25 protein-coding genes and 1 pseudogene are annotated in these 25,782 nt (G+C 71.6%); 13 read left to right on the top strand and 13 right to left on the bottom strand.

Translation table 11 applies throughout. The features are described from left to right. Positions 1-112: 112 nt before the first annotated feature. The 3 genes from fomD to RV983_RS14155 all read right to left on the bottom strand — a co-directional run bounded on the left by fomD (position 113) and on the right by RV983_RS14155 (position 4,320). Positions 113-796: a cytidylyl-2-hydroxypropylphosphonate hydrolase gene (gene fomD / locus RV983_RS14165; protein WP_475986151.1), complete on the bottom strand. Its 684-nt coding sequence runs from the start codon at positions 794-796 to the stop codon at positions 113-115. 97 nt (positions 797-893) lie between these two features. Further along, entirely contained in the window at positions 894-2,294 is a 1,401-nt protein-coding gene (locus RV983_RS14160; RefSeq protein WP_475986150.1) for a class II fumarate hydratase, read from the bottom strand. 337 nt (positions 2,295-2,631) lie between these two features. Continuing rightward, on the bottom strand, positions 2,632-4,320 hold the full coding sequence (locus RV983_RS14155; protein ID WP_475986149.1) for a fumarate hydratase: 1,689 nt from the start codon (positions 4,318-4,320) through the stop codon (positions 2,632-2,634). A gap of 139 nt (positions 4,321-4,459) precedes the next feature. Between RV983_RS14155 and RV983_RS14150 the strand changes: the two genes are divergently transcribed. Together RV983_RS14150 and RV983_RS14145 are read left to right on the top strand one after the other, a co-directional pair. Beyond that, positions 4,460-5,131 (top strand): DUF1707 SHOCT-like domain-containing protein, encoded by a 672-nt coding sequence (locus tag RV983_RS14150; RefSeq protein ID WP_475986148.1) that lies wholly within the window; start codon positions 4,460-4,462, stop codon positions 5,129-5,131. Positions 5,132-5,488: 357 nt separating this feature from the next. Continuing rightward, positions 5,489-5,842, top strand: a complete 354-nt coding sequence (locus RV983_RS14145) for a WhiB family transcriptional regulator (RefSeq protein ID WP_475986147.1) — start codon at positions 5,489-5,491, stop codon at positions 5,840-5,842. 178 nt (positions 5,843-6,020) lie between these two features. Here the strand turns inward: RV983_RS14145 and glpX are convergent, their stop codons facing one another. Continuing rightward, positions 6,021-7,064 carry a class II fructose-bisphosphatase gene (gene glpX / locus RV983_RS14140; protein ID WP_475986146.1) on the bottom strand — a complete coding sequence of 348 codons (1,044 nt, stop codon included), beginning with the start codon at positions 7,062-7,064 and terminating at the stop codon, positions 6,021-6,023. 160 nt (positions 7,065-7,224) lie between these two features. Here glpX and RV983_RS14135 point away from each other — a divergent pair, with 160 nt between their 5' ends. Further along, complete coding sequence (locus tag RV983_RS14135; RefSeq protein WP_475986145.1) at positions 7,225-7,755, top strand: DUF4245 domain-containing protein; 531 nt, start codon at positions 7,225-7,227, stop codon at positions 7,753-7,755. Between the two features lie 39 nt (positions 7,756-7,794). On the opposite strand, the gene RV983_RS14130 is transcribed toward RV983_RS14135, so the two are convergent. The 3 genes from RV983_RS14130 to xseA form a co-directional block, all read right to left on the bottom strand. Next, entirely contained in the window at positions 7,795-8,388 is a 594-nt protein-coding gene (locus RV983_RS14130; RefSeq protein ID WP_475986144.1) for a malonic semialdehyde reductase, read from the bottom strand. A 127-nt stretch (positions 8,389-8,515) separates the two neighbouring features. Next, positions 8,516-8,767: an exodeoxyribonuclease VII small subunit gene (locus RV983_RS14125; RefSeq protein ID WP_475986143.1), complete on the bottom strand. Its 252-nt coding sequence runs from the start codon at positions 8,765-8,767 to the stop codon at positions 8,516-8,518. 52 nt (positions 8,768-8,819) lie between these two features. Then, positions 8,820-10,028 (bottom strand): exodeoxyribonuclease VII large subunit, encoded by a 1,209-nt coding sequence (gene xseA / locus RV983_RS14120; RefSeq protein WP_475986142.1) that lies wholly within the window; start codon positions 10,026-10,028, stop codon positions 8,820-8,822. A gap of 248 nt (positions 10,029-10,276) precedes the next feature. Between xseA and RV983_RS14115 the strand changes: the two genes are divergently transcribed. The 3 genes from RV983_RS14115 to ppgK are packed head-to-tail and all read left to right on the top strand — an operon-like array spanning position 10,277 to position 12,304. Beyond that, a complete protein-coding gene (locus RV983_RS14115; protein WP_475986141.1) occupies positions 10,277-10,462 on the top strand; it encodes a hypothetical protein in 186 nt (61 codons plus the stop codon). Between the two features lie 28 nt (positions 10,463-10,490). Further along, positions 10,491-11,516 (top strand): 4-hydroxy-3-methylbut-2-enyl diphosphate reductase, encoded by a 1,026-nt coding sequence (locus RV983_RS14110; RefSeq protein ID WP_475986140.1) that lies wholly within the window; start codon positions 10,491-10,493, stop codon positions 11,514-11,516. 29 nt (positions 11,517-11,545) lie between these two features. After that, positions 11,546-12,304 carry a polyphosphate--glucose phosphotransferase gene (gene ppgK / locus RV983_RS14105; RefSeq protein ID WP_475986139.1) on the top strand — a complete coding sequence of 253 codons (759 nt, stop codon included), beginning with the start codon at positions 11,546-11,548 and terminating at the stop codon, positions 12,302-12,304. A gap of 25 nt (positions 12,305-12,329) precedes the next feature. On the opposite strand, the gene RV983_RS14100 is transcribed toward ppgK, so the two are convergent. Continuing rightward, positions 12,330-12,866: a DUF6542 domain-containing protein gene (locus RV983_RS14100; RefSeq protein ID WP_475986138.1), complete on the bottom strand. Its 537-nt coding sequence runs from the start codon at positions 12,864-12,866 to the stop codon at positions 12,330-12,332. Positions 12,867-13,052: 186 nt separating this feature from the next. On the opposite strand from RV983_RS14100, the gene ychF reads away from it, so the two are divergent. From ychF to RV983_RS14080, 4 genes and pseudogenes are all read left to right on the top strand, one after another. Beyond that, entirely contained in the window at positions 13,053-14,141 is a 1,089-nt protein-coding gene (gene ychF, locus RV983_RS14095; RefSeq protein ID WP_475986137.1) for a redox-regulated ATPase YchF, read from the top strand. A gap of 234 nt (positions 14,142-14,375) precedes the next feature. Continuing rightward, complete coding sequence (locus RV983_RS14090; protein ID WP_475986136.1) at positions 14,376-14,597, top strand: hypothetical protein; 222 nt, start codon at positions 14,376-14,378, stop codon at positions 14,595-14,597. Positions 14,598-14,718: 121 nt separating this feature from the next. Next, the gene (locus RV983_RS14085) at positions 14,719-14,964 is read left to right on the top strand and encodes a hypothetical protein (protein WP_475986135.1); all 246 of its coding nucleotides are present in this window, start codon (positions 14,719-14,721) and stop codon (positions 14,962-14,964) included. Between the two features lie 453 nt (positions 14,965-15,417). Beyond that, positions 15,418-16,001: pseudogene (locus RV983_RS14080) on the top strand (DUF234 domain-containing protein); the annotation flags it as partial. Positions 16,002-16,062: 61 nt separating this feature from the next. Here RV983_RS14080 and RV983_RS14075 read toward each other — a convergent pair. Then, the gene (locus RV983_RS14075) at positions 16,063-16,743 is read right to left on the bottom strand and encodes a hypothetical protein (RefSeq protein WP_475986134.1); all 681 of its coding nucleotides are present in this window, start codon (positions 16,741-16,743) and stop codon (positions 16,063-16,065) included. A gap of 382 nt (positions 16,744-17,125) precedes the next feature. Between RV983_RS14075 and RV983_RS14070 the strand changes: the two genes are divergently transcribed. Further along, the gene (locus RV983_RS14070; RefSeq protein ID WP_475986133.1) at positions 17,126-18,178 is read left to right on the top strand and encodes a zinc-dependent alcohol dehydrogenase family protein; all 1,053 of its coding nucleotides are present in this window, start codon (positions 17,126-17,128) and stop codon (positions 18,176-18,178) included. Between the two features lie 38 nt (positions 18,179-18,216). Here the strand turns inward: RV983_RS14070 and RV983_RS14065 are convergent, their stop codons facing one another. Further along, complete coding sequence (locus tag RV983_RS14065; RefSeq protein WP_475986132.1) at positions 18,217-18,798, bottom strand: Uma2 family endonuclease; 582 nt, start codon at positions 18,796-18,798, stop codon at positions 18,217-18,219. A gap of 396 nt (positions 18,799-19,194) precedes the next feature. Then, positions 19,195-21,777 carry an alkaline phosphatase D family protein gene (locus RV983_RS14060; RefSeq protein WP_475986131.1) on the bottom strand — a complete coding sequence of 861 codons (2,583 nt, stop codon included), beginning with the start codon at positions 21,775-21,777 and terminating at the stop codon, positions 19,195-19,197. A gap of 200 nt (positions 21,778-21,977) precedes the next feature. Between RV983_RS14060 and RV983_RS14055 the strand changes: the two genes are divergently transcribed. Further along, entirely contained in the window at positions 21,978-22,580 is a 603-nt protein-coding gene (locus RV983_RS14055; protein WP_475986130.1) for a hypothetical protein, read from the top strand. Here the strand turns inward: RV983_RS14055 and RV983_RS14050 are convergent. Together RV983_RS14050 and RV983_RS14045 are read right to left on the bottom strand one after the other, a co-directional pair. Then, positions 22,490-23,257 carry a response regulator gene (locus RV983_RS14050; RefSeq protein ID WP_475986129.1) on the bottom strand — a complete coding sequence of 256 codons (768 nt, stop codon included), beginning with the start codon at positions 23,255-23,257 and terminating at the stop codon, positions 22,490-22,492. The two genes, RV983_RS14055 and RV983_RS14050, sit on opposite strands and share 91 nt — an antisense overlap. Further along, the gene (locus tag RV983_RS14045) at positions 23,254-24,414 is read right to left on the bottom strand and encodes a sensor histidine kinase (RefSeq protein ID WP_475986128.1); all 1,161 of its coding nucleotides are present in this window, start codon (positions 24,412-24,414) and stop codon (positions 23,254-23,256) included. Before RV983_RS14045 ends, RV983_RS14050 begins: the two co-directional genes overlap by 4 nt. A 202-nt stretch (positions 24,415-24,616) precedes the next feature. On the opposite strand from RV983_RS14045, the gene RV983_RS14040 reads away from it, so the two are divergent. After that, complete coding sequence (locus RV983_RS14040) at positions 24,617-25,672, top strand: carboxymuconolactone decarboxylase family protein (protein ID WP_475986127.1); 1,056 nt, start codon at positions 24,617-24,619, stop codon at positions 25,670-25,672. Positions 25,673-25,782 lie beyond the last annotated feature (110 nt).

Raw genomic sequence — 25,782 nt, 5'->3', positions numbered from 1 at the left:
GTGATGACCTGTGTGACGTAGCGTCAAACTCTAGTGTGAGCATGTGATTTGTGCAGCACTATGAGGCACGATCTTACGATCGGGGCTGGGGGGCCCGGCAAGACTCACGCGGTCACCTTGCCGGACGGTCCCAGTCAACCGGAAGAGCCGGTACCGGCCACGCCGGATTCGGACGCCAGTGCTGCCAGCCCTCGTCAAAGGGGTGGCCCCAGTCCTCGATGACGCCCACCGCGCGCCTTCCGGCCTCGCGCACCCGCTCCGCCGTCACGGCGGACATCAGCCCCGCGGCCTGCGCCTGCTCGAACTCGTCCTCATCCCGCCAGTGCCAGCCGCGGTCCGGGTCGACATGGATGTCCAGGAAGTGGTCCTCGGAGTCCACGCCGCCCGACCAGCGGCGTCGCGGCTCCTCCAGGTTCACGTACCAGTTCTTGAAGAGCCAGCCCCGCTCCCAGAACAGCCACACCGACCACGGCTCACCGGGCCGGGCCAGCTTCAGCACACCGGTGCCCCACCAGCGGTCGACGCTCGTGGTGCGCGGCTTGAGATAGCGCGTCTCCAGCGGCTCCTGATGGATCGGCGTGCCGTCGGAGAGCACCGGCCGCACGCACTCGGTGCCCGGCGCCATCCAGACGGCCAGCAGCTCCGCGTCGTCGCGCACCACCGTCACCGGACGGCAGATGTGCACCCGGTCCGTCGCGTTGCCGCGATAGCGCCACAGCACCTGGTCGCCCGGCGACCAGTGGTCCTCGCCGCCGCCCTGCTCCGTACCCGGATGAAGAAGGATGTCCGCCGTCATGACGTGATCTTACGGACGACGGGTCACGGTGGCGTCAACCTTGCGCCGAACCTTCATCACGGGCCGCCACGGGACGTGACCGGGCGGACGGCTCCCGTCACGGGCGGGTCATGCGCAGCACGTCCAGGGCCTCGTCCAGCTGCTCCAGGGTGAGCAGGCCCCGCTCGACGTACCCGGAGTCCAGCACGACCTGACGGATCGTGCGGCGCTCGGCCAGCGCGCGCTTGGCGACCTTGGCGGCCTCCTCGTAGCCGATGTACCGGTTGAGCGGCGTGACGACGGAGGGCGAGGACTCGGCGTACTCGCGGGTGCGCTCGACGTCGGCCGTGATGCCGTCGACGGTGCGGTCGGCGAGCAGCCGGGAGACATTGGCGAGCAGCCGCACCGACTCCAGGACGTTCCTGGCGATCACCGGGAGCATCACGTTGAGCTCGAAGTTCCCCGCGGCGCCGGCCGTGGCGATGGTCGCGTCGTTGCCGGTGACCTGGGCGGCCACCATCAGCACCGCCTCCGGGATGACCGGGTTGACCTTGCCCGGCATGATCGACGAGCCGGGCTGGAGGTCGGGCAGGGCGATCTCGGCGAGGCCGGTGCGCGGGCCGGAGGCCATCCAGCGCAGATCGTTGGAGATCTTGGTCAGGCCGACCGCGATCGTGCGCAGCTGACCGGAGGTCTCCACGATGCCGTCGCGTGCGCCCTGCGCCTCGAAGTGGTCGCGCGCCTCGGTGAGCGGCAGACCGGTGGCCCGCGCCACCTCCGCGATCACCGCCGCGGAGAAGCCGGCCGGGGTGTTGATCCCCGTGCCGACGGCCGTCCCGCCGAGCGGCAGTTCCGCCAGCCGCGGCAGCGAGGCACGCAGCCGCTCCACGCCGTAGCGCACTTGGGCGGCATAGCCGCCGAACTCCTGGCCGAGGGTGACCGGCGTCGCGTCCATCAGGTGCGTACGGCCGGACTTCACCACGTCGGCGAACTCGGCGGACTTGCGCTCCAGGGCCGCCGCCAAGTGCTCCAGCGCCGGGATCAGGTCACCGGTGACCGCCGCCGTCGCCGCGATGTGGATGGAGGAGGGGAAGACGTCGTTGGAGGACTGGCTGGCGTTGACGTGGTCGTTGGGGTGCACGTCGCGGCCGAGCCGCTCGCTCGCCAGGGTCGCGATCACCTCGTTGGCGTTCATGTTGGACGAGGTGCCCGAGCCCGTCTGGAACACGTCGATCGGGAAGTGCTCGTCCCAGCGCCCGTCGGCGACCTCCGCGGCCGCCTCCTGGACCGCCTCGGCGACGTCCTTGTCCAGCACGCCGAGCTCCGCGTTGACCTTCGCCGCGGCCGCCTTGATCCGGGCGAGCGCCGCGATGTGGGCGCGTTCCAGCCGCTGCCCGCTGATCGGGAAGTTCTCCACCGCCCGCTGCGTCTGGGCGCGCCACTTGGCGTGGGCGGGAACGCGCACCTCGCCCATGGAGTCGTGTTCGATGCGGTAGTCGCCTGCGCCCTGCTCGGACATCGCTGGAGTTCCTTCCCTCGGGACCGCTCCCAGCGTCCCACCGCCGCCGGGAGAGTACTGGTCGGTAGGACAGCGGCGCGGCGTGAATCATTCCTGGCGCCGCCTTGGGGACGTCTACCCGTACGGGCGCCGGAACACCTCCGCCCCCGGCGCGTGGGGCACCGGGGGTGGAGAGGGGACGACCGCGGGCTCAGGTGCCCGGCGCTCGAGGCCGCGGCCGTCCGGGCCGGGGCGCGATCCGGGCAGGCGGCCCCAGAGGGGTCGAAGGGACGGAGCCCCTCGGCCGGGGACAGGCCGGGGCGGCGGGGCGAAACCCGTCCCCGTCGCTCCCCAGGTGCTAGGCCAGACCGGGCCCCCGCACCGGGATCGACGTGAACGTCGGCGCCGGAGCGGGATCGGTGAAGAAGTCGTTGCCCTTGTCGTCGACCACGATGAAGGCCGGGAAGTCCTCGACCTCGATCTTCCAGACCGCTTCCATGCCGAGCTCGGCGTACTCCAGGACGTCGACCTTCTTGATGCAGTCCTGGGCCAGGCGCGCCGCCGGGCCGCCGATGGAGCCGAGGTAGAAGCCGCCGTGCGCGGCGCACGCGTCGGTGACCTGCCGGGAGCGGTTGCCCTTGGCGAGCATGACCTTGGAGCCGCCGGCGGCCTGGAACTGGTCGACGTAGGAGTCCATGCGGCCGGCGGTGGTCGGGCCGAAGGAGCCGGAGGCGTAACCCTCGGGGGTCTTGGCCGGGCCCGCGTAGTAGACCGGGTGGTCGCGCAGGTACTGCGGCATCTCTTCGCCCGCGTCCAGCCGCTCCTTGATCTTCGCGTGCGCGATGTCGCGGGCGACGACCAGCGGGCCGGTCAGCGACAGCCTGGTCTTGACCGGGTACTTGGACAGCTCCGCAAGGACCTCGTCCATCGGCCGGTTGAGGTCGACGCGCACGACGTCCTCGTCCGACAGGTGGTCATCGGTGGTCTCCGGCAGATACTTGGCCGGGTCGGTCTCCAGCTGCTCCAGGAAGACGCCCTCGGCGGTGATCTTCGCGACGGCCTGGCGGTCGGCGGAGCAGGACACGGCGATGGCGACCGGCAGGGAGGCGCCGTGCCGGGGCAGCCGCACCACGCGGACGTCGTGGCAGAAGTACTTGCCGCCGAACTGCGCGCCGATGCCGATCTTCTGCGTGAGCTCGAAGACCTTCTCCTCCAGCTCCTTGTCCCGGAAGCCGTGGCCGGCCGGCGAGCCCTCGGCCGGCAGCTCGTCCAGGTAGTGCGCGGAGGCGTACTTCGCGGTCTTCAGCGCGAACTCGGCGGAGGTGCCGCCGACGACGATGGCCAGGTGGTACGGCGGGCAGGCGGCCGTGCCGAGCGAACGGATCTTCTCCTCCAGGAACTTCATCATGGAGGCCTCGTTCAGGACCGCCTTGGTCTCCTGGTAGAGGAAGGACTTGTTGGCCGAGCCGCCGCCCTTGGCCATGAAGAGGAACTTGTAGGCGCCGCCGTCGGTCGCGTACAGCTCGACCTGGGCCGGCAGGTTGGAGCCGGTGTTCTTCTCCTCCCACATGGTCAGCGGGGCCATCTGGGAGTAGCGCAGGTTGAGCTTGGTGTAGGCGTCGAAGATGCCGTGCGACAGGGCCTCCTCGTCACCGCCGGAGGTGAGGACGTTCTGTCCCCGCTTGCCCATGACGATCGCGGTGCCGGTGTCCTGGCACATCGGCAGCACGCCGGCCGCGGCGATGTTGGCGTTCTTCAGCAGGTCCAGGGCGACGAAGCGGTCGTTGGCGGACGCCTCGGGGTCGTCCAGGATGCGGCGCAGCTGGGCGAGGTGCGCCGGGCGCAGGTAGTGGGAGATGTCGTGCATCGCCTCGGCGGCGAGCGTGCGCAGCGCCTCCGGCTCCACCGTGAGGAAGGTCCGGCCCTCGGCCTCGAAGGTGCTGACGCCCTCGGAGGTGACGAGCCGGTACGGGGTGGTGTCCTCACCGAGGGGGAGGAGATCCGTGTAGGAGAACGCGGGACGGGCCGGGGGGGACGAGGGGGGCATTAGGGACATCCTCACTGCGCTGCGTCATAGAAGCCCGACAAGCGTAGAACGCGGACGGGTCGCCGGGTGTGTGAGGTGACCCTCACTGCCGGGGGCAGGGGCCTAGTCGCGATCTATCGCGTTTGTGTACCGTAGTCGCGTGGATGAGTCCTCGCTCCGGAAGCGTGAGCAGCAGCCCTTGATTCCCCCTGTCGCCGAAGCCGACATCCGTGCGTCCGACGCGGACCGCGACCGGGTGGCCGACATTCTTCGCGATGCCCTGGCGGAAGGGCGTCTGAGCACCGAGGAGCACTCGGAGCGGCTGGACGGTGTGTACGCGGCGAAGACCGTGGGCGAGCTGGAGCCCTTCGTGCGCGACCTGCCCGTCCCCGCGTCGGCGGCCGCCCCGGCCCCGGCCCGGCAGCACTGGGTCCCGGACCACTCCGGGGAGAACCCCAACCTCGTCGGCATCCTCGGCGGCGCCGAGCGCAAGGGCCGCTGGCGCGTGGGTTCGAAGATCAACGCGGTCGCGATCATGGGTGGTGTGGTGATCGACCTCACGGAGGCGACCTTCACCGCGCCGGAGGTCGTCATCAACTGCACCGCCATCATGGGCGGGATCGAGATCACGGTGCCGGAGAACGTGACCCTGCGCGGCGGCGGCGTCGTGGGCATCATGGGCGGTTCCGATATCAGGGCGTACGAGGCCCCCGACCCCGGCGCCCCGGTCATCAAGGTGCAGGGCCTGGCCTTCTGGGGCGGCGTGGAGGCCAAGCCGCGACGCGGCAAGCGGGTCAAGAAGAAGGACGCCCGCCCCGAGCTGGACTACTGACGGCTCGTCACCCCGACTCGTCCCGGCAGGCAGGCAGGCAGGCAGGCAGGCAGGCAGGCAGTGCGCGGTGCGGCCCGCACCGCGCACGTCCGTACCCCAAGCCGTGCGGGAGCGAGGGCGGTTGCCGGGCCGCCGGTGCCCGGACCGGTCCGGGGGCGCACCGTCCGGCACGGACCGCGCACGCGCGAGCGTGCGAGCCTCCGGACACGGTGCGCATGAACCCGCGCACAGCGGGTAGGGCATGGGGACACGTCGCTCGCCGCCGGACCCCCACGTCGACAACCCCGTGCCGACGCAGCGGGAAGGGCAGCGACGGGCAAGGGTGACACCAAGCCGAGCCGTCGTCAGGAGTATCCCGTGCTTCAACCGATCGAGCCCACGGCAGCATCCAGTTCCTCCCTGAGTCACCCCCGGGACCTGGGCGGCCCATGGCATTCGGACGCGGCGTGCCACAGCGATGAGGCAGGCCTGTTCTTCGCGCCCTCCAAGGAGCCGACGGCGGCCCGGCTGTCGCGCGAGGAGGCCGCGAAGCGGGTCTGCGCCCGCTGCCCGGTCATGCTGGAGTGCCGGGAGCACGCGTTGATGCAGCCGGAGCCCTACGGGGTGTGGGGCGGTATGACCGCGGCCGAGCGCCGGGTGGTGCTCGCGCGCCGGCGTCGCCGCGAGGCGGAACTCCAGCGGCCCGTACCGCGGATCGCCGCCGCGGGCTAGGGCGGGCTGCGCGACGTTTCCCTTCCCGGCCTACCGCCGGGAGGGCCTCGGGCCATGCCGTCGCGTCGCACGCCGGGGAACGCAGGAGGCCGGGAGCCCGCCGCGGGGCGGGCTCCCGGCCTCGGTTGTGCGCGGTGCCGGGCTTTCCCGTCTTCCGGCCCCTCCGGCCGGGAGGCGGTCAGCGCGCGCGGTCGAAGTCGATCGTGCTGTAGGCGCGCAGCTTCGACAGCCGGTGTGTGGAGTCGATCTGACGGATCGTGCCGGACTTGGAGCGCATGACCAGCGACTGGGTGGTCGCGGTCTCGGCGCGGTAGCGCACGCCCCGCAGCAGCTCGCCGTCGGTGATGCCGGTGGCGACGAAGAACACGTTGTCGCCCTTGACCAGGTCGTCCGTGTGCAGGACCCGGCCGAGGTCGTGGCCGGCGTCGAGGGCGCGCCGGCGCTCCGCGTCGTCCTTGGGCCAGAGCCTGCCCTGGATGGTTCCTCCGAGGCACTTGATCGCACAGGCCGCGATGATGCCCTCCGGGGTGCCGCCGATGCCCATCAGCATGTCGACGCCGGTGCCCTCGCGCACGGCCATGATGGCGCCCGCGACATCGCCGTCGGAGATGAAGGTGATCCGCGCGCCGGTCTCGCGGATCTCCTTGGCCAGGCCCTCGTGACGGGGCCGGTCGAGCACCACGACGGTCACGTCCTCGGGGGCGCCGCCCTTGGCCTTGGCGACCCGCCGGATGTTCACCGACGGCGGGGCGGTGATGTCGACGAAGTCGGCGGCCTCGGGGCCGGTGACCAGCTTGTCCATGTAGAAGACGGCCGAGGGGTCGTACATCGCGCCGCGGTCGGCGGCGGCGAGGACCGCGACGGCGTTGGGCATGCCCTTGGCGGTGAGCGTCGTCCCGTCGATCGGGTCCACGGCGATGTCGCACTCCGCGCCGGTCCCGTCGCCGATCCGCTCCCCGTTGAAGAGCATCGGCGCCTCGTCCTTCTCGCCCTCGCCGATGACGACGACGCCGTTCATCGACACCGTTGAGACCAGGGTGCGCATGGCCTTGACGGCCGCTCCGTCCGCACCGTTCTTGTCGCCCCGGCCCACCCAGCGGCCGGCGGCCATCGCGGCGGCCTCGGTGACCCGGACCAGTTCGAGGGCGAGGTTGCGGTCGGGGGCCTCGGGACTCACTTCGAGCTGCGGCGGCATGTTGTGGTTTTCGTGCTGCTCGGTCATCACAGCGCACCTTTCTGTACGAGGACGGCCGGAAAAGAGGGTGGTACGACCTTATCCGTCAGGTGCCAGGATGAGCAGGGCGTCCGTCACATGAGCGCGGACGGGCCGGTGCGGGACCCGGGCGGCGGGACGCTCCGGGGCATGAGGGACCATAGGGGGCGTGGCAAAGAAGCGCGGCACCGAAACAGTGCGGGACATGGTGATCTCGATGGCGGCGATCGGCGTCGTGGTCGGGGTCATCTGGTTCTTCGTCCCGCACGACGAGAACCACGACCCCGTCCAGGTGGTCGGCTACCGGGTCGAGCTCGACCAGGCCCGCCGCAGCGCCCCGTACCCGGTCGCGGCCCCCGAGGGGCTCGGCAAGGGCTGGCGGGCGACCTCGGTGACGTACGAGGCCACGAACCCGAAGGCCGTGCACTGGCACCTCGGCTTCGTCGACCCGCAGAACGAGTACGCGGCCGTCGAGCAGAGCAACGCGGACGCGGCGGCGTTCGTCGCGGCCACGAGCCACGACGCGCGCAAGAGCGGTACGCGCACCGTCGGCGGCGAGACCTGGGACCGCTACGAGGGCCCCAAGTACGACGCGCTGGTGCGCGAGAAGGGCGGGGTGACCACGATGGTCACCGGCACCGCCCCGGCCGGCCGGCTCGCGGAACTGGCCGCCGCGCTCCAGGAGCGCAGCGGCCAGTGAGCACCGGACCCCGGCGGGGGCCGACGGTTCCGGGGTGTGTCAGACGGTGGTGACGACCTCGTCGTAGGGCAGTCGCGGCGAGCGTGCGCGCCAGGCGTTGTCGCCCGGCTTGCCGATGTTCACCACGGCGAGCACGGAGTGGTCCCCGTCGGGGAAGAACTCCTTGTTGATGGCCTCGGCGTCGTAGCCGGTCATCGGGCCCGCGGCCAGACCGGCGGCACGGATGCCGAGGATGAAGTAGCCGACCTGGAGCGCGGCGTTGAAGCCGGCCGACTGCTCGCGGACCGGGCGCTCGCCGAAGAGCACGTCTTTGGCCTGCGGGAAAGCGGGGAACTGCACCGGCAGCTCCTCGTGGAACTCGTTGTCCGCGGCCAGGACGGCCACCAGCGGCGCCGTGGAGGTCTTCGCCCGGTTGCCCTCGTTCATGTGCCCGACCAGGCGCTCACGGCTCTCCGCGGAGCGGACCAGCACGATGCGCAGCGGCTGCTGGTTGTAGGCGGTGGGCGCGTACTTCACGAGGTCGTACACGGCCTGGACCTGCTCGTCGGTCACCGGCTCGGTGGTGAAGGAGTTGGCGGTGCGCGCGTCGCGGAAGAGAAGGTTCTGCGCGGCGGCGTCGAGCTGGAGCGTCATCGGGTACCTCAAGGAGATGTGGGGAACCGCCCCGGCGGGACGGCGTCGAACATCCTCTCCAACATAGGTGAAATTTCAACTATTCCGCCGCCCGTCCTGTGAGGACCGTCACGCCACCCGTGACCGCCTACTCCTCGTCCGGATCGCCGGGTGCCCCGGGCGCGCCCTCCGCCGCGTCGCCCGGCTCCTCCGCAAGGGCCGCGTCCAGGCGCGCACGGGCGCCCTCCAGCCAATTGCGGCACACCTTGGCGAGCTCCTCACCGCGTTCCCACAGGGCGAGGGACTCCTCCAGCGTCGAGCCGCCCGCCTCCAAGCGGCGGACGACGTCGACGAGCTCGTCGCGGGCCTGCTCGTACCCCAGCGTGTCCTGATCTGCCATGGCACCAGACTAGGGCCGCCCTCGGACAGGGCGGCGCCGCGGGCGCGGACCGTCAGCGCGTGACGCGGACCGTGAACTCGCCGTCGGCCACGCGGGCCCTCAGCTTCTCCTCGTCGGTCACCTCGCCCGCGGCGCGCACGACCCCGCCGTCCTCGCGCTGCAGTACGGCATAGCCGCGCTGCAACGTCGCCGCGGGGGAGAGCGCGACGACCCGGGCCCGGGTGTGCCCCAGCTCGTCGTCCGCGCGGTCCAGGCGATGCCGCAGATGCCGCCGCGAACGCTCCAGCAGCGCGGCCACCTGCTCCTCGCGCTCCTCGACCATCAGCCGCGGACGCGCCATCGACGGACGGCTCATCGCCGCCACCAGTCCGCGCTCCTCCCGGTCCAGCAGCCCGCGCATCACCCGCAGGGAGCGGTGCCGCAACTGCTCGACGCGGGTCAGCTCCTCGCCCACGTCCGGCACGACGCGCTTGGCGGCGTCGGTCGGCGTCGAGGCGCGCAGATCCGCGACCAGGTCCAGCAGCGGGGTGTCCGGCTCGTGCCCGATCGCGGACACCACCGGCGTACGGCACTCGGCGACCGCCCGCACCAGCCGCTCGTCGGAGAACGGCAGCAGGTCCTCCACGCTGCCGCCGCCGCGCGCCACGATGATCACGTCGATCTCGGGGTGCGCGTCGAGCCCCTGCACCGCCTCGATCACCTGCGGGACCGCGTACGCCCCCTGGACCGGCACATTGCGCACCTCGAAACGCACCGCGGGCCAGCGCAGCCGCGCGTTCTCCAGCACGTCGCGCTCCGCGGCCGAGGCACGGCCGCACACCAGGCCGATCAGCTGCGGCAGGAAGGGCAGCGGCCGCTTGCGCTCCAGCGCGAACAGGCCCTCGCCGGCCAGCCGCTTCTTCAGCTGCTCCAGCCGCAGCAGCAGGTCGCCGATCCCTATGGGGCGGATCTCCGCCGCCCGCAGCGACAACTGCCCGCGCGGCGCGTACCACTCAGGACGGGCGTGCACGACGACCCGCGCACCCTCGCCGACCGCACCGTCGAAGGCGTCGAAGACGGCGCGGCGGCAGGTCACGCTCAGCGAGATGTCGTGCGACGGATCGCGCAGCGTCAGGAAGACCACGCCCGCACCGGGGCGCCGGGACAGCTGCGTGATCTGCCCCTCCACCCACACCGCGCCGAGCCGGTCGATCCAGCCGCCGATCAGCCGCGACACCTCGCCGACCGGGATCGGCGCCTCCGCGGACGTGTTCAGAGCCATACGCCGAGACTAGCCCCCGCCACGGACAGTGACCCCACCCCGGCGGGCATCCGGTCGGGCCCGTACCGCGTCCGTCCCGGTCCGTGTCCGTCGAGGCCCGTCCGTGTCCGCCCAGGTCCCACCAGGTCCGCCGAGGTCCGCCGAGGCCCGCGCCCCTCCCGGCGCCGACCCGAATGGCGCCCACCGGTGTCCGTCCCCCGGCGCACCCCGCACGCTGGGAGGCGGAACCATGTGCCCGGGAGGTCCCCATGCGCTCATACGGCCCGCCGCCCCCGCGGCCGCCGCGCGTCGGCGGCGGCTTCCGCATCGGCCGCCGCGGCCCCGGCTGCGGCTGCTTCAGCTGCCTGACCGCGGTGGTCGCGGCGGTGGTCGCGGGACGGCTGCCGGGACTGCTGCGCGCGGTCCGTCGCGGGCACCGCCGGCAGGGCGGATGACGTCCGTCACGCCCCGTACGATGGGCGCATGACTGCTGCTGCCCGCCGGGTCCTGCTCGCCGCCCCCCGTGGCTACTGCGCGGGCGTGGACCGTGCCGTGATCGCCGTCGAGAAGGCCCTGGAACAGTACGGGGCCCCGATCTATGTCCGCCACGAGATCGTCCACAACAAGTACGTCGTGCAGACCCTGGAGAAGAAGGGCGCGATCTTCGTCGAGCAGACGGCGGAGGTCCCCGAGGGGTCGATCGTCATGTTCTCCGCGCACGGTGTGGCGCCGGTCGTCCACGACGAGGCCGAGCGCGGGAAGCTCGCGACCATCGACGCGACCTGCCCCCTGGTGACCAAGGTCCACAAGGAAGCGGTCCGCTTCGCCAACGAGGACTTCGACATCCTGCTGATCGGCCACGAGGGCCACGAGGAGGTCATCGGCACCTCCGGCGAGGCCCCGGACCACATCACGCTGGTCGACGGCCCGGCCGATGTCGCCAAGGTCGAGGTCCGGGACCCCTCCAAGGTGGTCTGGCTCTCGCAGACCACCCTGTCCGTGGACGAGACCATGGAGACGGTCGACGCGCTCAAGGAGAAGTTCCCGCAGCTCATCTCGCCGCCCAGCGACGACATCTGCTACGCCACGCAGAACCGTCAGCTGGCCGTGAAGCAGATGGGCGCCGAGGCCGATCTGGTGATCGTCGTCGGCTCGCGCAACTCCTCCAACTCGGTGCGCCTGGTCGAGGTCGCCAAGCTCGCCGGCGCCCGCGAGGCGTACCTCGTGGACTTCGCCGCCGAGATCGACGAGGCCTGGCTGGAGGGTGTCGCCACGGTCGGTGTCACCTCCGGTGCCTCCGTACCCGACGTGCTGGTCGAGCAGGTGCTGGAGTGGCTGTCCCAGCGCGGCTTCGAGGACGTCGAGATCGTCAAGGCCGCCGAGGAGTCGATCGTCTTCTCGCTGCCCAAGGAGCTGCGCCGCGACCTGCGCGCGGAGGCCGCCGCCAAGGTGGCCGCCCCGGCCGCCGGAACCGCCCCTGAGCAGGCGGGTCCGCCGTCCGAGGGGTGACCGTCCGTCCCACGCCGTAGCGTTGGGCCATGAGCGTTTTCGGTGTGGACATCGGCGGCTCGGGGATCAAGGGCGCCCCGGTCGACCTTGATCGCGGCGATCTGACGGAGGAGCGCTTCAAAGTGCTCACTCCGCATCCCGCGACGCCCGACGCGGTGGCGGACTGCGTCAAGCAGGTCGTCACCCATTTCGGCTGGCAGGGCCCGATCGGTGCGACGTTCCCCGGTGTGGTGACGCACGGCGTCACGCGCACGGCGGCCAACGTCGACCAGGGGTGGATAGGAATGGACGCGGCCGGCCTGCTCTCCGAGCGGGTCGGCCAGCCCGTCACGCTGCTCAACGACGCCGACGCGGCGGGCATGGCGGAGATGGCGTACGGCGCGGGGCGCGGCCGCTCGGGCACGGTGATCATGCTGACCCTCGGCACGGGCATCGGCAGCGCCGTCTTCGTGGACGGCAGGCTGCTGCCCAACTCCGAGCTCGGCCACCTGGAACTGCACGGCCACGAAGCCGAGAAGCGCGCCTCCACCAAGGCCAAGGAGGACGAGGACCTCAGCTGGGAGCACTGGGCGCGCCGGGTCACCAAGTACCTCGCGCACGTGGAGATGCTCTTCTCGCCGGAGCTGTTCGTCATCGGCGGCGGTGTGAGCCGCAAGGCGGAGAAGTTCCTCCCGCTCATCGAGGGCATCGAGGCGGAGATCGTGCCGGCCGCGCTGCAGAACAACGCGGGCATCGTCGGCGCGGGCATGGCGACGGCCGCGACGGTCACCGCCGCCGCCGCCGGATAACGGTCCGGGACGCGGGCGCCGGGGGTCAGCGGCGTTCGGCGCGCCGCGCCCGCGTCACGTACGCCACCTTCCGCACGGCCGCGATCACGGCGGCGCACACCGTGCCGCCGTACAGCCAGCCGGTCAGCGTGGCCAGCCCGGTGAGCAGCGCCATCACATGCCCGGTCAGCCCTCCGCCGCCGTCGGCGGTCACGGCCAGCGCGATGGTGAAGGCGATGGGCGCGCTCACCGGCGCCGCCGACAGGTCGTACGGCCGCACCCACACGCCGGCGGCGATGCAGGCCAGCAGGAAGACCACGCCGAACAGCGTGCCGGGCTCGCCGTTCATCAGGGAGTCCACGGCGCCGCCGCACAGGGCGGTCAGCGTGATGAAGACCCCGGTGCCGAGTCCCGTCAGGCGGGACTCGCTCTGTCCCCGCCGCATCCCCCACAACGGGCCGCGGCGCGGCCCTCCGCCCACGGCGGTCGCGCCCGCGGGCCTGCGCGCCGGACGCGCGTCCGGTCTGGCCGGCCGCGTGGCGGCACCGTTCTTGTGCGGCGTGCGCGCACTGTGTTGCTCCACGGACCCAACGTAGGCGCCCGGCAGGGGGGAAACGGGGGCAGGACACGACTTTTCAGCCCCACAGGGGGCGAGGCGGGCCACCGGAGCCTCCGGGGGTCCCCCGCTTCCGTAGACTGGTGGATCGGTCCGTCCGCGCCCGCCCGGGCGCGCGGGCCCTCCACCCACCTCGCTACGGGAAGTCGTCACGTGTCGCTCACGATCGGAATCGTCGGCCTGCCGAACGTCGGCAAGTCGACCCTGTTCAACGCCTTGACCAAGAACGACGTGCTGGCGGCCAACTACCCGTTCGCCACGATCGAGCCCAACGTCGGCGTCGTCGGTGTCCCCGACCCGCGTCTGGACACGCTCGCGAAGATCTTCGAGTCGCAGCGCAAGCTCCCGGCCACGGTCGACTTCGTGGACATCGCGGGCATCGTGCGCGGCGCCAGCGAGGGCGCGGGCCTGGGCAACAAGTTCCTCGCCAACATTCGCGAGTCCGACGCGATCTGCCAGGTCATCCGGGCCTTCGTCGACCCGGACGTGGTCCACGTCGACGGCAAGGTGTCCCCGAAGGACGACATCGAGACCATCAACACCGAGCTGATCCTCGCCGACATGCAGACCATCGAGAAGGTCCTGCCGCGGCTGACCAAGGACGCCCGTCTCCAGAAGGAGAAGGCGGCCATGCTCGCCGCCGTCCAGGAGGCGCAGCAGATCCTCGAGGACGGGCGCACCCTCTTCTCCGCCGGCATCACCGCCGCCACCGAGAAGGGCGGCCTCCTTCACGAGCTGCACCTGCTGACGACCAAGCCCTTCCTCTACGTCTTCAACGTGGACGAGGACGAGCTGACCGACGACGCCTTCAAGGCCGAGCAGCGCGCCCTGGTCGCCCCCGCCGAGGCGATCTTCCTCAACGCCAAGATCGAGTCGGAGCTCATCGAGCTCGACGACGAGGAGGCGCTGGAACTCCTGCAGTCGATGGGCCAGGACGAGCCCGGTCTCGCCACCCTCGCCCGCGTCGGCTTCGACACCCTCGGCCTGCAGACGTACCTTACGGCCGGCCCGAAGGAAGCCCGCGCCTGGACGATCAAGAAGGGCGCCACCGCCCCCGAGGCCGCCGGTGTCATCCACACCGACTTCCAGAAGGGCTTCATCAAGGCGGAGATCGTCTCCTTCGGCGACCTGGTCGAGTGCGGCTCCATCCCCGAGGCCCGCGCCAAGGGCAAGGCCCGCATGGAGGGCAAGGACTACGTCATGCAGGACGGCGACGTGGTGGAGTTCCGCTTCAACGTGTAGGGCGATTTTCCTTGATTGCCAAGAGAGCTGGTCAAGGCGCATAATCCCAGGTCAGAGGCCAGATCTTCGGATCTGGCCTCTCCTCGTTCATCCCCCGTTGAAACCGGTTGATACGCGTTCCCGTGGTGACTGGGTGGTGACTCCTCGGCTGAGCCCGGATCGCTCTGACCAGGGGTTACGCTGCACGTGCGGAATCCACTCGGGAGCTATTCGGCCGATCGCGTGAATTGATGGATGCGTGTTTTCACCTCGGATGAATGGCTGCGAGGGAACAAGAATATGATCCTCGCGGGTCTGGAACTCTTCGAGAAGGATCCGACTGCCCGACTGCACGCCTTGAATGAAAACATGCCAAAATCGGACGAAAGCTTCAAAGTCATTGGTCAGGCGATGGTGGACCTGGCAAGGGCGAGGAAGGCTCTCGAAGCGATGGAGTGGGACGGCCCAAGGGGTTAGCGGGTCCGGTCCGTCATGTTCTACAGTGCAAGCGCGGCCGAGAGCCGTAAAGAGGCCCTGGAGGCTGAGGGTCGTACGAACGTCACGGTGGTAGCCGTGCCGATCTTCGGGGGAAAAGCTGATGGACCTGAAGAAGGAACTCAAGGACACGCCGCAAGGACAGATGGCCTCGCTCCTGGCCGAGGTGGTCAAGGTCGCCAAGGACCTCAAGTTCGAGAAGAAGGAGGACGGGAGCATGCACGCCTCCGCCACCTTCAATGCAACTCGGCTCGTGGTCGAGTGGGGCGGTCGCGATGGATTCAGCCTGAGAATCCCTCGCGTCAAGACCGTCGCCGGCGAGGTGAAGAAGTCCTCTCGCAAGGCGTGAAACAAAAAAGGAGCCCGCCCCCTCGAAGGGGGGCGGGCTCCTTTGCTTCTCTCTCGCTCTGAGACGGACCTCGCCGCCTTGGAACTGGGGTGCCGACGCGGACGCGCAACCATCGGGCCGAAATGCGGTGCGGAAAGAATTGATTTTCACGGGGCACGTTCCCGCTGCGTGCCCAGTTGCGCTCTTGCATCGAAGCGGCCGGGTACGCCTGGTTTGCCGCGGCACGATCTTCTTCCGTGGTAATGAGAGCAGCTTCGCCTCGGCGACGGATTGTGAGGGATCATCCGGTCACGGAAAGCCGCCCGGAACGCGGCGTTGAGCCTGTTGAAGACCGTCCGTGAGGTGCTGATGGCCAGTCCGACGGTGCTGTCAACCATCAGCCGACAGGGCCGGCGCCGCACACGATCCGAGGGGGCGCGAGTACGGCGCCCGTGACGTTGGGCGACAGCTTACGAGCTGCCGCACGGGGCCGGGGTGTGGGACTTCCTCGGCGAGGCGCTGAGCGACCCGGTCGCGGCCCTGCTGGTGTCGGCCGAGCGCTCACTGGCTGCCGAATTCCCCCCGCAGGCCCAGGCGCGCAGGGTGCTGGCGGCGATCGGCAGTGGCGAGCGGACCTTCACCAGCATCGCCCGGGCGGCCGGTGGGATCGGGGCCACGCCGCTGCAGCGAGCGCTGGAGCTGCTCACGGACAAGCGGATCGTCGCCGCGGAGCTGCCCGTATCGCTGCGTGCGTCGAAGGACCGCCGCTACCGGGTGACGGATCCGTACCTGCGGTTCTGGCTGCACCTTCTCGGTCCGTCCATGGAGGAGATCGAGCGAGGGCGGGGCGATCTGACGCTGGCGCGGATCCGGGAGAACTGGACCAGTTGGCGCGGCCGGGCCGTTGAGCCCCTTGTCCGCGAGGCCCTGGCGCGCCCGACGACAGGCTGCCCGCAGCCCCCGCGGTGGGGGGCTACTGGACCCGTACCAACGACATCGAGATCGATATCGTCGGGGCGGACCGCGCTCCCATTGCCAAGGAACTGCTCTTCGCCGGATTGGCGCCGGGCATTCCGGCGTGATGTCGGCGGCGGTCGCGCCTGGCCCTGCCCGGGACGGTCAGGAGGCGACCTCGGGACGTGCGCCGATCCTTTGAGGCATCGCGCCGTCCTGGAGGACGGCCGGGTCGAGGGCCCCGGCGATCGCCGGGGTGAGGGGGTCTCCGGCCAGGACGTGGCGGATGGCGCCGATGGGGACGGCTCGCCCGTAGTCGTCCTCGAAGTGGGCTTGGACGGCCTCGGGGGACCGGTCGGTGAGAAGGCTGAACAGGAAGCCGGAGCCGTCCGGATCCTTGCTGTGGGTGGGGAAGACGATGGTCGAACCGGTCCGCCAGGCGGTGTCGTGGGTCTCCCGCCACAGGCAGGCGGTGACCCGAGGGACGTCGATGCCCTCATCGCGGCAGACGGGATCGTCCAGGAGCGGGCGCAGGACGGCGGGCACGTCGTCGATGACGCCGGGCCATACCTCCTCGTCGTCCGTCCCGTACGGACTCATGTGCGACTCGTGGTCGAAGCCGCGTATGAGTACGCCGGCCGGGGTGAAGTGGACGGAGAAGTCGTCCCCCGAGCCGTTCTCCATCAGGGCGACCTCCGTGCCAGGGCCCCAGGCGGTGTCGAAGGTGTACCGGCAGAAACGCGGATCGCCGCCGATCCCGGCGTCCAGGACGGCCAGTGCGCGCAGGTGGTCGCGGAGTCGGGCCGGGTCGGGGAGGAGGGCGGCGGTCTCGTGCACGGTGCTCATGGCACTAGGGAAGCAGTCGCCGCTGACAGCCCGTCGCGGCCGGCCCTCACAGGGGTGTGTCGCTGAGTTCAGTGGCATCCGGTCGGCCGTATGTCGGCCTCGTGCGGTCCGAATGTGACAGAGGTGAACGTGTTACGGTTATTTCATTGGATGCGCCGGACCGTATCGCAGGGGAGTCCTGCCTCCCCCGGGTCGATGGGCGAGCAGTTCGCCGGTACGCGCTACGCGCAGTGTTTCGCCGTCACGACGGCGGATGCCGATCGCGGTTCTCCGGAGGAACGAAGGTCCGGAGCCCGAGCGCCGCCGACGACGTCGGCGCAGCATTGTTCTTATCCGGAATGCCCGCCGAGTTCGCCGGGCGTTGCGAGACGAAAGGTCCCTCATGCCTCAGTCCATGCGTGCGCTCGTCGCCGGCAAGGTCGGCGAGCCCGGTGACGTCCTGCGGCTGGAATCCCGTCCGGTCCCCACGCCGGAGGCCGGCCAGGCGCTCATCCGTGTGCAGGCGACGCCGATCCACGCCAGTGATCTGCACGTACTGCGCGGCCGCTACGGTTTCTCGCCCGAATTCCCCGTCGTGGGGGGCCACATGGAATGCGTCGGCCGTGTCGAGGCCCTTGGCCCCGACACCGAGGGGCCGGCGATCGGCGAACGTGTGGTGGTCGCCGCGGTTCCGGCGGTACCCGGGCCCCCGGTGGCCGGCACGTGGCAGGAGTACCTCGTCGCCGACACGCGAAGGCTCCTGCCGGTCCCCGACGAGCTGAGCGACTCCAGTGCCTGCCAGCTGGCCGTCAACCCGTTGACCGCGCTGCTGCTCGTGACGCGCGAACTCGACGTACAGCCGGGGGAATGGCTCGTGCAGACGGCCGCGGGCTCCACCGTCGGCCGGCTCGTCATTCAGCTGTCCCGGCATCTGGGCATTCGCACGATCAATGTCGTGCGGCGGCGCGACGCCGTCGAGGAGATCAAGGCGCTGGGCGGTGACGAGGTCATCTGCACCGAGGACGAGGACCTGGTGCGGCGTGTGGCCGAGATCGCCGGACCGGACGGCGTGCGCAAGGCCGTCGACTGCGTCGCCGGCCCGGTGGGCGCCCAGGTGTCCCGGGCGCTGGCTCCGGGAGGAGAGCTGGTGGTCTACGGCGCCCTCTCCACCCACCGGCAGACCGACCCGGCCGCGCTGACCATCCCGTTGGCGGCACGCTCGGTCATCTACGAGACCAAGGCGGTCCGGGGCTTCTGGCTGAACCGCTGGTTCGGCACCGCCTCACCCGAGGATGCGCTGAGCGCGCTGTCCCAGGTGCGCGATCTCGTCGCCGAGGGCGTGCTGAGCATCCCCGAAGGCCGGTCGTTCCCGCTCGAACGCTTCGCCGAAGCGGTCGCCCTCGCCGAGGCGCCCGCACGCGGCACCAAGCCGCTCTTCGTCTTCGAGGGCGACTGATCCGGTGAACGGCCGGTGCGCGGAGGGCCGGCGCCCCCTCAGCAGGCGCGCGGCGGTGTGAGCTTGCCGAGGTCCAGGCTGATCGCGAAGGGCACCGGGCGCCGGAGGGTGCCGCGGAAGATGCCGGCGGGCGCGTAGGCGCCGGTGGGACCGTCGAGCTCGTAGACATGGACCACGGGAGCCCCGTCCTCGTCCTCGACGCGCCAGTGGTGCGGGATGCCGGCTTCCGCGTACTTGCGAAGCTTCACGGTGCGGTCGCGGTGGGCGGATTCGGGGGAGACCACCTCGACGACGAGCTTGACGTCCTCCGGGGCGAACCAGGTGCGGTCCGGGTCGTAGGGCAGGTCCGTCAGCAAGAGGTCCGGCTCGGCACGGTTCCTGGCATCGAGGCGGATCGTCATCTCCCGCTCGACCTCGAAGCCGGCCGGCGCCTGTGCCATGAGCGTGGCCGTCAGGGCGGTGACGAGGCGGCCGTGCCAGGCCCGCTGCGGCGTCACCATGAAGACGAGGGCTCCGTCGATCAGCTCGGTGTGGCGGGGTGCCTCGGGGAGGCGGTCCAGGTCCTCCGCGAACCAGGCCTCCGCGCGCGGCGAACGCATCCAGTCGGGCAAAGCGGTCATAACTCAACGTAGCGACTGGGCGGGGACCGGACCACGAGGTCGATCACGTCGTCCGGTGCCGTACGTCGTGACGTCTCATTTTCTGGATTCGCTGGTCCCCCTCGCTTTTCCGCACGATCGGTGGACCAGCTAGTCCAGAAGGGGTGGTCGACCCATGGATACCACGGACGTCTGAGCGCACATGCTGGACGCGTGGACCCGCACCCACGGTCTGAACGACTCGCCCATCGGCACGCCGGCCTGGCTGCTCCAGCGTGGAGGAAGTGGAGCGACAAGAACGGCGGCTTCGAGGAGGCCTTCCCCCGGGCAACCTTCAGGAAGCTCCGCCGACCCGGTGGCGGCCGGGTCCCCGGCCGGCGAGGCGAGGCGGTGACGCCGCCTCGCCGGCCAGGACGGTCAGAGCGTGTTCAGCACGGCGAACGGGTCGAGCGAGGCCCGGTTGTCGACCGCGGTGATCCGGCGGCGCAGCGTGTAGGCCGCTCCCGGTTCGATCGTGACCTGGCGCTGGCTCATCGCCCAGATGTCGCACACGTACGCGGTGAACGCGGTGTCCTCGTAGAGCAGGCCGTAGGTCTGGCTGTCGGCCCCGGTCATACCGATCCACGGTGCGGTGGGCGCGTAGTCGGCGGGCGTGCCGGTGGTGATGGTGCCGTGGCCGGGGACGCCGCTGCGCTGGCCGGTTCCGTCGTGGTCGATCACGTCGCCGATCCACAGGGTGCGGGCCACCGTGCCGCGGTTGGTGAAGACGCTCTCGGCGGTGATCCAGCGCTCGCCCTCGCGGACGGAGTACTCGGTGACGACCGCCACGTCGGTGAAGGCGGTGCTCGCGCCGGTGGCCCTGATCCGGGCCTCCGCGCCGGTCGAGGAGACCACCTGGACCGACGTCGACTTCACGGTGCGCTGCTGCCAGGCGTTCGAGCCGCGCGGCTGAGTGGCCGACGCGTAGGGCAGGTTGAACCAGTCGATCTGGTCCAGGTGGCCGACGGCCGCCATGTCCCGCGGCTTGCCGAGGGTGACGGGGGTCAGCTGCGAGTCCTCGGAACCGGCGGAGATCGCCAGCGCCAGCTGGTCGTTGGAGATCACCAGGTCGGAGGCGAGGCCCTCGGACACGGGGCCGGGAATGGTGGTTCCCGTGCCGGCGCGCGCCCGCGCCCGGTCCGCCCGCAGGGCGACACGGGTCTGCGCGCCGTCCCGCACGGTGGCGGTCACCTGGACGGGGTCGTAGCCGACGCCGTCGGCCGCCACGGTGTAGACGCCGGGGACGGCGAAGGCGAGGAACTCGCCGTCCGCGCCGGTCGTGCTGGACACGACGGCCTTGCCGGCCGAGTCCAGCACCTTGACGCGCATGTTGGTGAGCGGTGTGCCGGTGCCGCTGTCGGTGATCCGGCCGGACAGGCCGTCGCCGGCGCCGTCGACACGACGGGCGCCGGGGACGCCGTCGAGCACCTCGAACGCGGCGATCGTGTAGGCGGGGGAGGCGGCGTCGCCCGCGTTCAGCACGATCCGCAGGTCGGCGCGCCAGCGCTCCGGTGTGATGTCGCAGATCACGTAGCCGCGGTAGGTGCCGTTGTAGAACTTGACGTGCGGATTGGCCGCGAGACCCGCCCGGACGTCCGCGTCCCAGCCGGCACCCGAGGAGATGGACGTGCCGACGAACTCGGTCGCGACGGTGCGGGACGCCGGGTCGTCGAAGTCCTTCTTGAGGTCGTTCACCCAGTGCGTGTGCCAGTCGCCGCTGAGCACCACCGGGTTCTCGGGGCGCTCGCTGTCCAGGAAGTCCAGGATCCGGGAGCGGGCGGCCGGATAGCCGTCCCACTGGTCCAGGTTGACGATCTTCGACGGCCCCAGGTCGTAGTCGAACGCCGCCATGATGGTCTGCTGCGCGATGACGTTCCACTGCGCCTTGGACTTGTGCAGACCCCGGAGCAGCCACTTCTCCTGCTCCGGACCGGTGAGGGTGCCCGCCGGGTCGCCGACCGCCTCGCACGGCGTCTTCCGGCCGTCGCCGCACGGCTGGTCGGTGCGGTACTGGCGGGTGTCGAGGACGCTGAACCCGGCGAGTCGCCCGAAGTCGAACCTGCGGTACATCAGCGCGTCGGGGCCATCCGGCTTCTGCTCCCGGCGCAGCGGCAGGTGCTCGTAGTACGCCTGGTAGCCGTTGGCCCGGCGCTCCAGGAACGGCCGCCCGTCGCCGGTGCCGCCCGGGACGTCACCCGCGTAGTTGTTCTGGACCTCGTGGTCGTCCCAGGTCACGAAGAACGGGAACCGGGCGTGCGCGTCGCGGAGTTCGGGGGCGCTCTTGTACAGGGCGTGCAGCCGGCGGAACTCCGTCAGGCTGCCGTCGGCGGTCTCGTAGATGTAGTCGCCCAGGTGCATGACGAAGTCGAGTTCCTGCCCGGCCAGGTCGCGATAGGCCGCGTAGTGGCCGCCGGCCCAGCTCTGGCAGGACACGAAGGCGAAGCGCAGCTGGTCGACCCCGGACCCGGGCTTCGGCAGGGTGCGGGTACGGCCGACGCGGCTGTGGACCCCGTTGGCCTGGAAGCGGTACCAGTACCAGGTGTCGTCGCTCAGGCCCCTCGCCTCGACGTGCACGCTGTGCGCGGACTCGGGGACGGCGTTGGTGTGCCCGTCGTCGACGATGTCCTGGAACTCCTCGTCCCGCGCCAGCTCCCAACTCACCTTGACCGGCACGGGTGCCATGCCGCCGGTCTCCGCGTCGAGCGGGTCGGTGACAAGGCGTGTCCACAGCACGACGCTGTCCTCGTCGGGATCGCCGGAGGCGACACCGAGCAGGAAGGGAGCCGGGTCGACGACGGCCGCCGGGCCGGTGACGTCAGCGGCGGTCCCGGCCCCGCTCTCGGCGGCCGAGGCGGGCCCCATGGCCAACTGGCCCGCGGTGAGCGCACCGAGGGTGGTGCCGCCCGCCGCCGCCAGGAACTTGCGGCGGTCGAAGGGAACGATCGAAGGTGTGTGGGTCATGGACCGAGGGTTGTCCCGACAGGTGCCGCTGCGGTTGCGTGATCATGAATGGGCCGGGCACGCAAGGCCACCGGGCGGCGTCGCCCGCCGCCGCGCGGCGCCGCCGGGGTCGCGTCCGCCGGCCGGGGGCGCGCGACACGTGCGCGCCCCGGGCCGGGGCGAGTGTCGCGGGCACAGGCCGATGGGCCATACTGCCCGCCGTGGAGCAGAGCAGAGGTTCGAACATCCCGCTCGTACAGGCGGCCGGCATCGATCCGGCGTACGTCCCCGGCATTGTCCTGCCGGAGCCGGACGAGCCCCAGGTCACGTCCGCGGACCCGTCCGCGGACTTGGTGAAGGCGGAGCCCGCGGCGGACGACGCGCCGTCCACCGCCGAGGACGTCCCCGCCGGGGACGCCGCCGTCGAGGAGAGCGCGGAGGAGCCCCCGCTGCGCGACCCGGAGCCGGACGGTGGACCGGTGTTCGAGGTCGCCGACCGCCGCGGCTCGATCCGGGCGGACCGGAGCGGCATCACGTTCCGGCTCGACGACACCGAGGCCGAGTTCGGCTGGGACGAGATCGGCGCGGTCGAGGTCGACGCCCCGTGGTGGGGGCGCCGGTTCGGTGTGACGGTGTACCTGTCGCCGCGGCGCTGGTACGAGACCTGGGTCGAGGCGCCGGCCAGGAGCCGGCTGAAGACCTGGTCCGAGGAGCTCGACGCCGTGCTCGACGTCTACTTCGAGAAGCCCGAGGACCCTGAGGCCCGCGAGAAGTCCGAGGACCTCGAGGGATCCGTGGAGACCGCGGAGCCGGCCGGCGCGTAGGGCGGCGGCCCGGCGATCGGGGACTTGGGCGTGATCAGCCCCGACTCGTAGGCGAACACGACCAGTTGGGCCCGGTCGCGGGCGCCCAGCTTGGTCATGGCCCGGCTGACGTGGGTCTTGGCGGTCAGCGGGCTGATGACCATGCGCGCGGCGATCTCGTCGTTGGCCAGTCCGCGCGCGGCGAGCGCCACCACCTCGCGCTCGCGGTTGGTCAGCGCCTCCAGGCCCGCCGCGTGCGCCGCGTCCGGCGGCCGGGAGACGAACTCGGCGATCAGGCGGCGGGTGATGGCCGGGGAGAGCAGCGCGTCGCCGCGCTGCGCCACGTGGATGGCCTGGACGAGGTCGGCGGGCTCGGTGTCCTTCAGCAGGAAACCGCTGGCGCCGGCGCGCAGCGCGTCGAAGACGTACTCGTCCAGGCCGTAGTTGGTCAGGATGACGACGTGCACCTCCGCCAGGCCCGGGTCCGCGGCGATGAGCCGGGTCGCCCCGATGCCGTCGAGCACCGGCATCTGGATGTCGAGCAGGACCACGTCGGGCACGTGCCGTTCGGCGAGCGCGACGGCCTCCCGCCCGTCGGCCGCCTCGGCGACGACCTCGATCCCCTCCTCCGCGTCCAGCAGGGCCCGGAACCCGGCCCGCATCAGCGCCTGGTCGTCGACGATCAGCACCCGGATCATGTCGCCGCCTCCAGTGGCAGTTCGGCCCGTACGGTGAACCCGCCCTCCGGCCGCGGGCCGGCCCGCAGCCGCCCGCCGAGCGCGGTGACGCGCTCCCGCATCCCGGTGAGGCCGACGCCGGGCACCGGTTCCGCGTCCGGCGCCGCGGTGCCGTCGTCGTCGACCTGGACGACGAGTTCCTGGTCGGCGTACTCGATGCGGACCGTGGCGCGCGGCCGCGGACCGGCGTGCCGGGTGACGTTGGTCAGCGCCTCCTGCACGATGCGGTACGCGGCCCGGTCGACGCCGTCCGCGAGCGGCCGCTCCCTGCCGCTGACGGTGACGCTGGTGGGCAGCCCGGCGGTGCGGGACCGCTCGGCCAGGTCCCCGATGCGGTCCACGCCGTGGCCGCCCCCGCTGCCGCGCAGCACCTCCAGCGTCGCCCGCAGCTCCCGCATCGCCTCGCCGCTCGCCTCCTGGATGGCGAGCAGCGCCTCGGGGGCCTCCTCGCCGCGCTTGCGGGCCAGATGGACGGCGACGCCCGCCTGGAGCTTGATGATCGAGATGCTGTGCGTGAGCGAGTCGTGCAGTTCCCGGGCGATGCGCAGCCGTTCCTCGCCCGCGCGGCGCAGGGCCGCCTCCTCGCGGGTCCGTTCGGCCTCCAGCGCCCGCCGCTCCAGCTGCTCCAGGTACGCGCGGCGGTGCCGCCCCACCACCGCCATGGCGACCGAGGCCAGGAACCAGCCGAGCAGCAGCGCGGTCGACTGCGCAGCGGTCGGGGCGGGCTGCCCGGAGGCCAGGTAGCCGCCGAGGAAGGCCAGTACCGCCAGCTTCACCGGCAGCCGCCGCCCGCCGGTCCGCACCGCGATGTGCACGGCGACCAGCACCGGGAAGGCCGCCGACGGCCCCGGGTGCACCCGCAGCGCGTACGCCAGCATGCAGCCCGTGCACAGCAGCAGCGCGGGCACGGGAGCGCGGCGGCTGCCGGTGACGGCCAGCGCTCCGACGAGGGCGAGGGCGAGGTCCAGGGCATCCGCGGGGGCCGGCACCCCGGGCAGCAGGAGGACGTCGGCGACGAGCACGAGGCCGAGCAGCCCGTCGAAGAGGCCGCCCTGCCACCCCCGTAGGTCCAGCGGCGATTCCCTGACCTGACGCGCGATCAGCCTGGCTCCTCCCATGGCGGCACCTTAGCCGGGGAACCGCGCCCCGCACGTCCTCCTGGAAGACGGCTCCCGCGCTACTCCCCGGGGAGTAGCGCCGCCCCGTGACGCGGCCCGCGCAGCAGTGCCATGTCACTTCCCGGGGACGACGACCCGGGGGCCGGTCAGGGGCCACGATCGAGACCCGCGAACGGGCCGACGGCCCAGGAGGAGGCATCCCGTGCCCGCACCCTTCCGACTCACCACCCCCGCGCCGCCGGACACGCTCACCGGGCGGTCCGCCGCGGTGTACGCCCAGCTGGCCACCGACTTCGGCATCCGGCGGGCGCCCACCTTCGTGGTGCTGTCGCCCGCTCCGGACCTGCTGGCCGCCACCTGGGCCGTGCTGCGCGAGTCGCTGCTCGCGGGCCGCGCCTCCCGCACCGCCAAGGAACTCGTCGCGCTGGGGGTGTCGCAGGCCAACCGCTGCCCCTTCTGCGTGGACGCGCACACCGTCCTGCTGCACGCCACCGGCGACCACCGGCTCGCCGAGACCGTCGCCCGCGGCGGCACCCCCGCCGACCCGGCGCACGCCGCGCTGCTCGCCTGGGGGAAGGCGACCCGGGCCGCCCTGGGACCTGACGGGTCGCAGGCGGCGGCCGACCGGCCCTTCGATGCCGCAGCGGCACCGGAGTTCATCGGTACGGCGCTGGCCTTCCACTTCATCAACCGGATGGTGTCCGCGCTGCTCGGCGAGGACATGATGCCCGCCGGACTGCAGCGGCTGCGGCTGGTGCGCAGCGCCGGCGGCCGGGCCCTGGCCCGTACCGTGCGCAGGGAACTGGAGCCCGGCGCGAGCCTGCCGCTGCTGCGCGGGGTCCCGGCCGGACCGCCGCCAAAGTGGGCCGAAGGGGCGCCCGTGGGCGCCGCGTTCGCCGCGTTGCGGGCGGCGGCGGGGCGCGGCGGGGAGCGGCTCGGGGAGCAGGCCCGGGAGGCGGTGGCCGCCGCCGTGGACGCGTGGGACGGCTCGCACCCGCCGCTGGGCGGCAGTTGGCTCGCGCGGTGGACGTCCCCGCTGCCCGCGGCCCAGCGCCCGGCGGCGCGGTTGGTGCTGCTCGCCGCGCTGGCCCCGTACCGGATCACCGAGGCGGACGCCGAGGCCTGGCGCGCGGCCGATCCGGACCCGTACGACGCGGATCTGGTGCGGCTGGTGGCGTTCGGCGCACTTTCCGCTGTTTCCCGGATCGAAACCTCGATCCAACGGCCCTTTCTGCGGGCCAGGTTGACAGGCCATTGACACAGACACGACGATGCGTGGTGCCACTGGGGCCGTAGTGCCCCGTGTGCACCTCGACCTCCGCCCGGCGACGCCTCGGCCTGCTCGCACACGGGGACGGCTGCCGTCAT

It is taken from the genome of Streptomyces sp. RLA123, assembly GCF_056270165.1.
Note: the sequence above shows the minus strand (reverse complement) of the source record. Positions and strands in the feature narration are given on the sequence as shown.

Excerpts from the sequence above, each read along its gene's own strand:
- ppgK (WP_475986139.1), top strand. The coding sequence starts at position 11,546 with ATGAGCGTTTTCGGTGTGGACATCGGCGGCTCGGGGATCAAGGGCGCC.
- RV983_RS14155 (WP_475986149.1), bottom strand. The coding sequence starts at position 4,320 with ATGCCCCCCTCGTCCCCCCCGGCCCGTCCCGCGTTCTCCTACACGGAT.
- RV983_RS14075 (WP_475986134.1), bottom strand. The coding sequence starts at position 16,743 with ATGAGCACCGTGCACGAGACCGCCGCCCTCCTCCCCGACCCGGCCCGA.
- RV983_RS14085 (WP_475986135.1), top strand. The coding sequence starts at position 14,719 with ATGGACCTGAAGAAGGAACTCAAGGACACGCCGCAAGGACAGATGGCC.
- RV983_RS14050 (WP_475986129.1), bottom strand. The coding sequence starts at position 23,257 with ATGATCCGGGTGCTGATCGTCGACGACCAGGCGCTGATGCGGGCCGGG.
- RV983_RS14130 (WP_475986144.1), bottom strand. The coding sequence starts at position 8,388 with ATGACGCTCCAGCTCGACGCCGCCGCGCAGAACCTTCTCTTCCGCGAC.
- RV983_RS14045 (WP_475986128.1), bottom strand. The coding sequence starts at position 24,414 with ATGGGAGGAGCCAGGCTGATCGCGCGTCAGGTCAGGGAATCGCCGCTG.
- RV983_RS14110 (WP_475986140.1), top strand. The coding sequence starts at position 10,491 with ATGACTGCTGCTGCCCGCCGGGTCCTGCTCGCCGCCCCCCGTGGCTAC.
- RV983_RS14125 (WP_475986143.1), bottom strand. The coding sequence starts at position 8,767 with ATGGCAGATCAGGACACGCTGGGGTACGAGCAGGCCCGCGACGAGCTC.
- RV983_RS14065 (WP_475986132.1), bottom strand. The coding sequence starts at position 18,798 with ATGACCGCTTTGCCCGACTGGATGCGTTCGCCGCGCGCGGAGGCCTGG.
- RV983_RS14070 (WP_475986133.1), top strand. The coding sequence starts at position 17,126 with ATGCCTCAGTCCATGCGTGCGCTCGTCGCCGGCAAGGTCGGCGAGCCC.
- xseA (WP_475986142.1), bottom strand. The coding sequence starts at position 10,028 with ATGGCTCTGAACACGTCCGCGGAGGCGCCGATCCCGGTCGGCGAGGTG.
- RV983_RS14115 (WP_475986141.1), top strand. The coding sequence starts at position 10,277 with ATGCGCTCATACGGCCCGCCGCCCCCGCGGCCGCCGCGCGTCGGCGGC.
- RV983_RS14090 (WP_475986136.1), top strand. The coding sequence starts at position 14,376 with ATGCGTGTTTTCACCTCGGATGAATGGCTGCGAGGGAACAAGAATATG.
- glpX (WP_475986146.1), bottom strand. The coding sequence starts at position 7,064 with ATGACCGAGCAGCACGAAAACCACAACATGCCGCCGCAGCTCGAAGTG.
- RV983_RS14060 (WP_475986131.1), bottom strand. The coding sequence starts at position 21,777 with ATGACCCACACACCTTCGATCGTTCCCTTCGACCGCCGCAAGTTCCTG.
- RV983_RS14160 (WP_475986150.1), bottom strand. The coding sequence starts at position 2,294 with ATGTCCGAGCAGGGCGCAGGCGACTACCGCATCGAACACGACTCCATG.
- fomD (WP_475986151.1), bottom strand. The coding sequence starts at position 796 with ATGACGGCGGACATCCTTCTTCATCCGGGTACGGAGCAGGGCGGCGGC.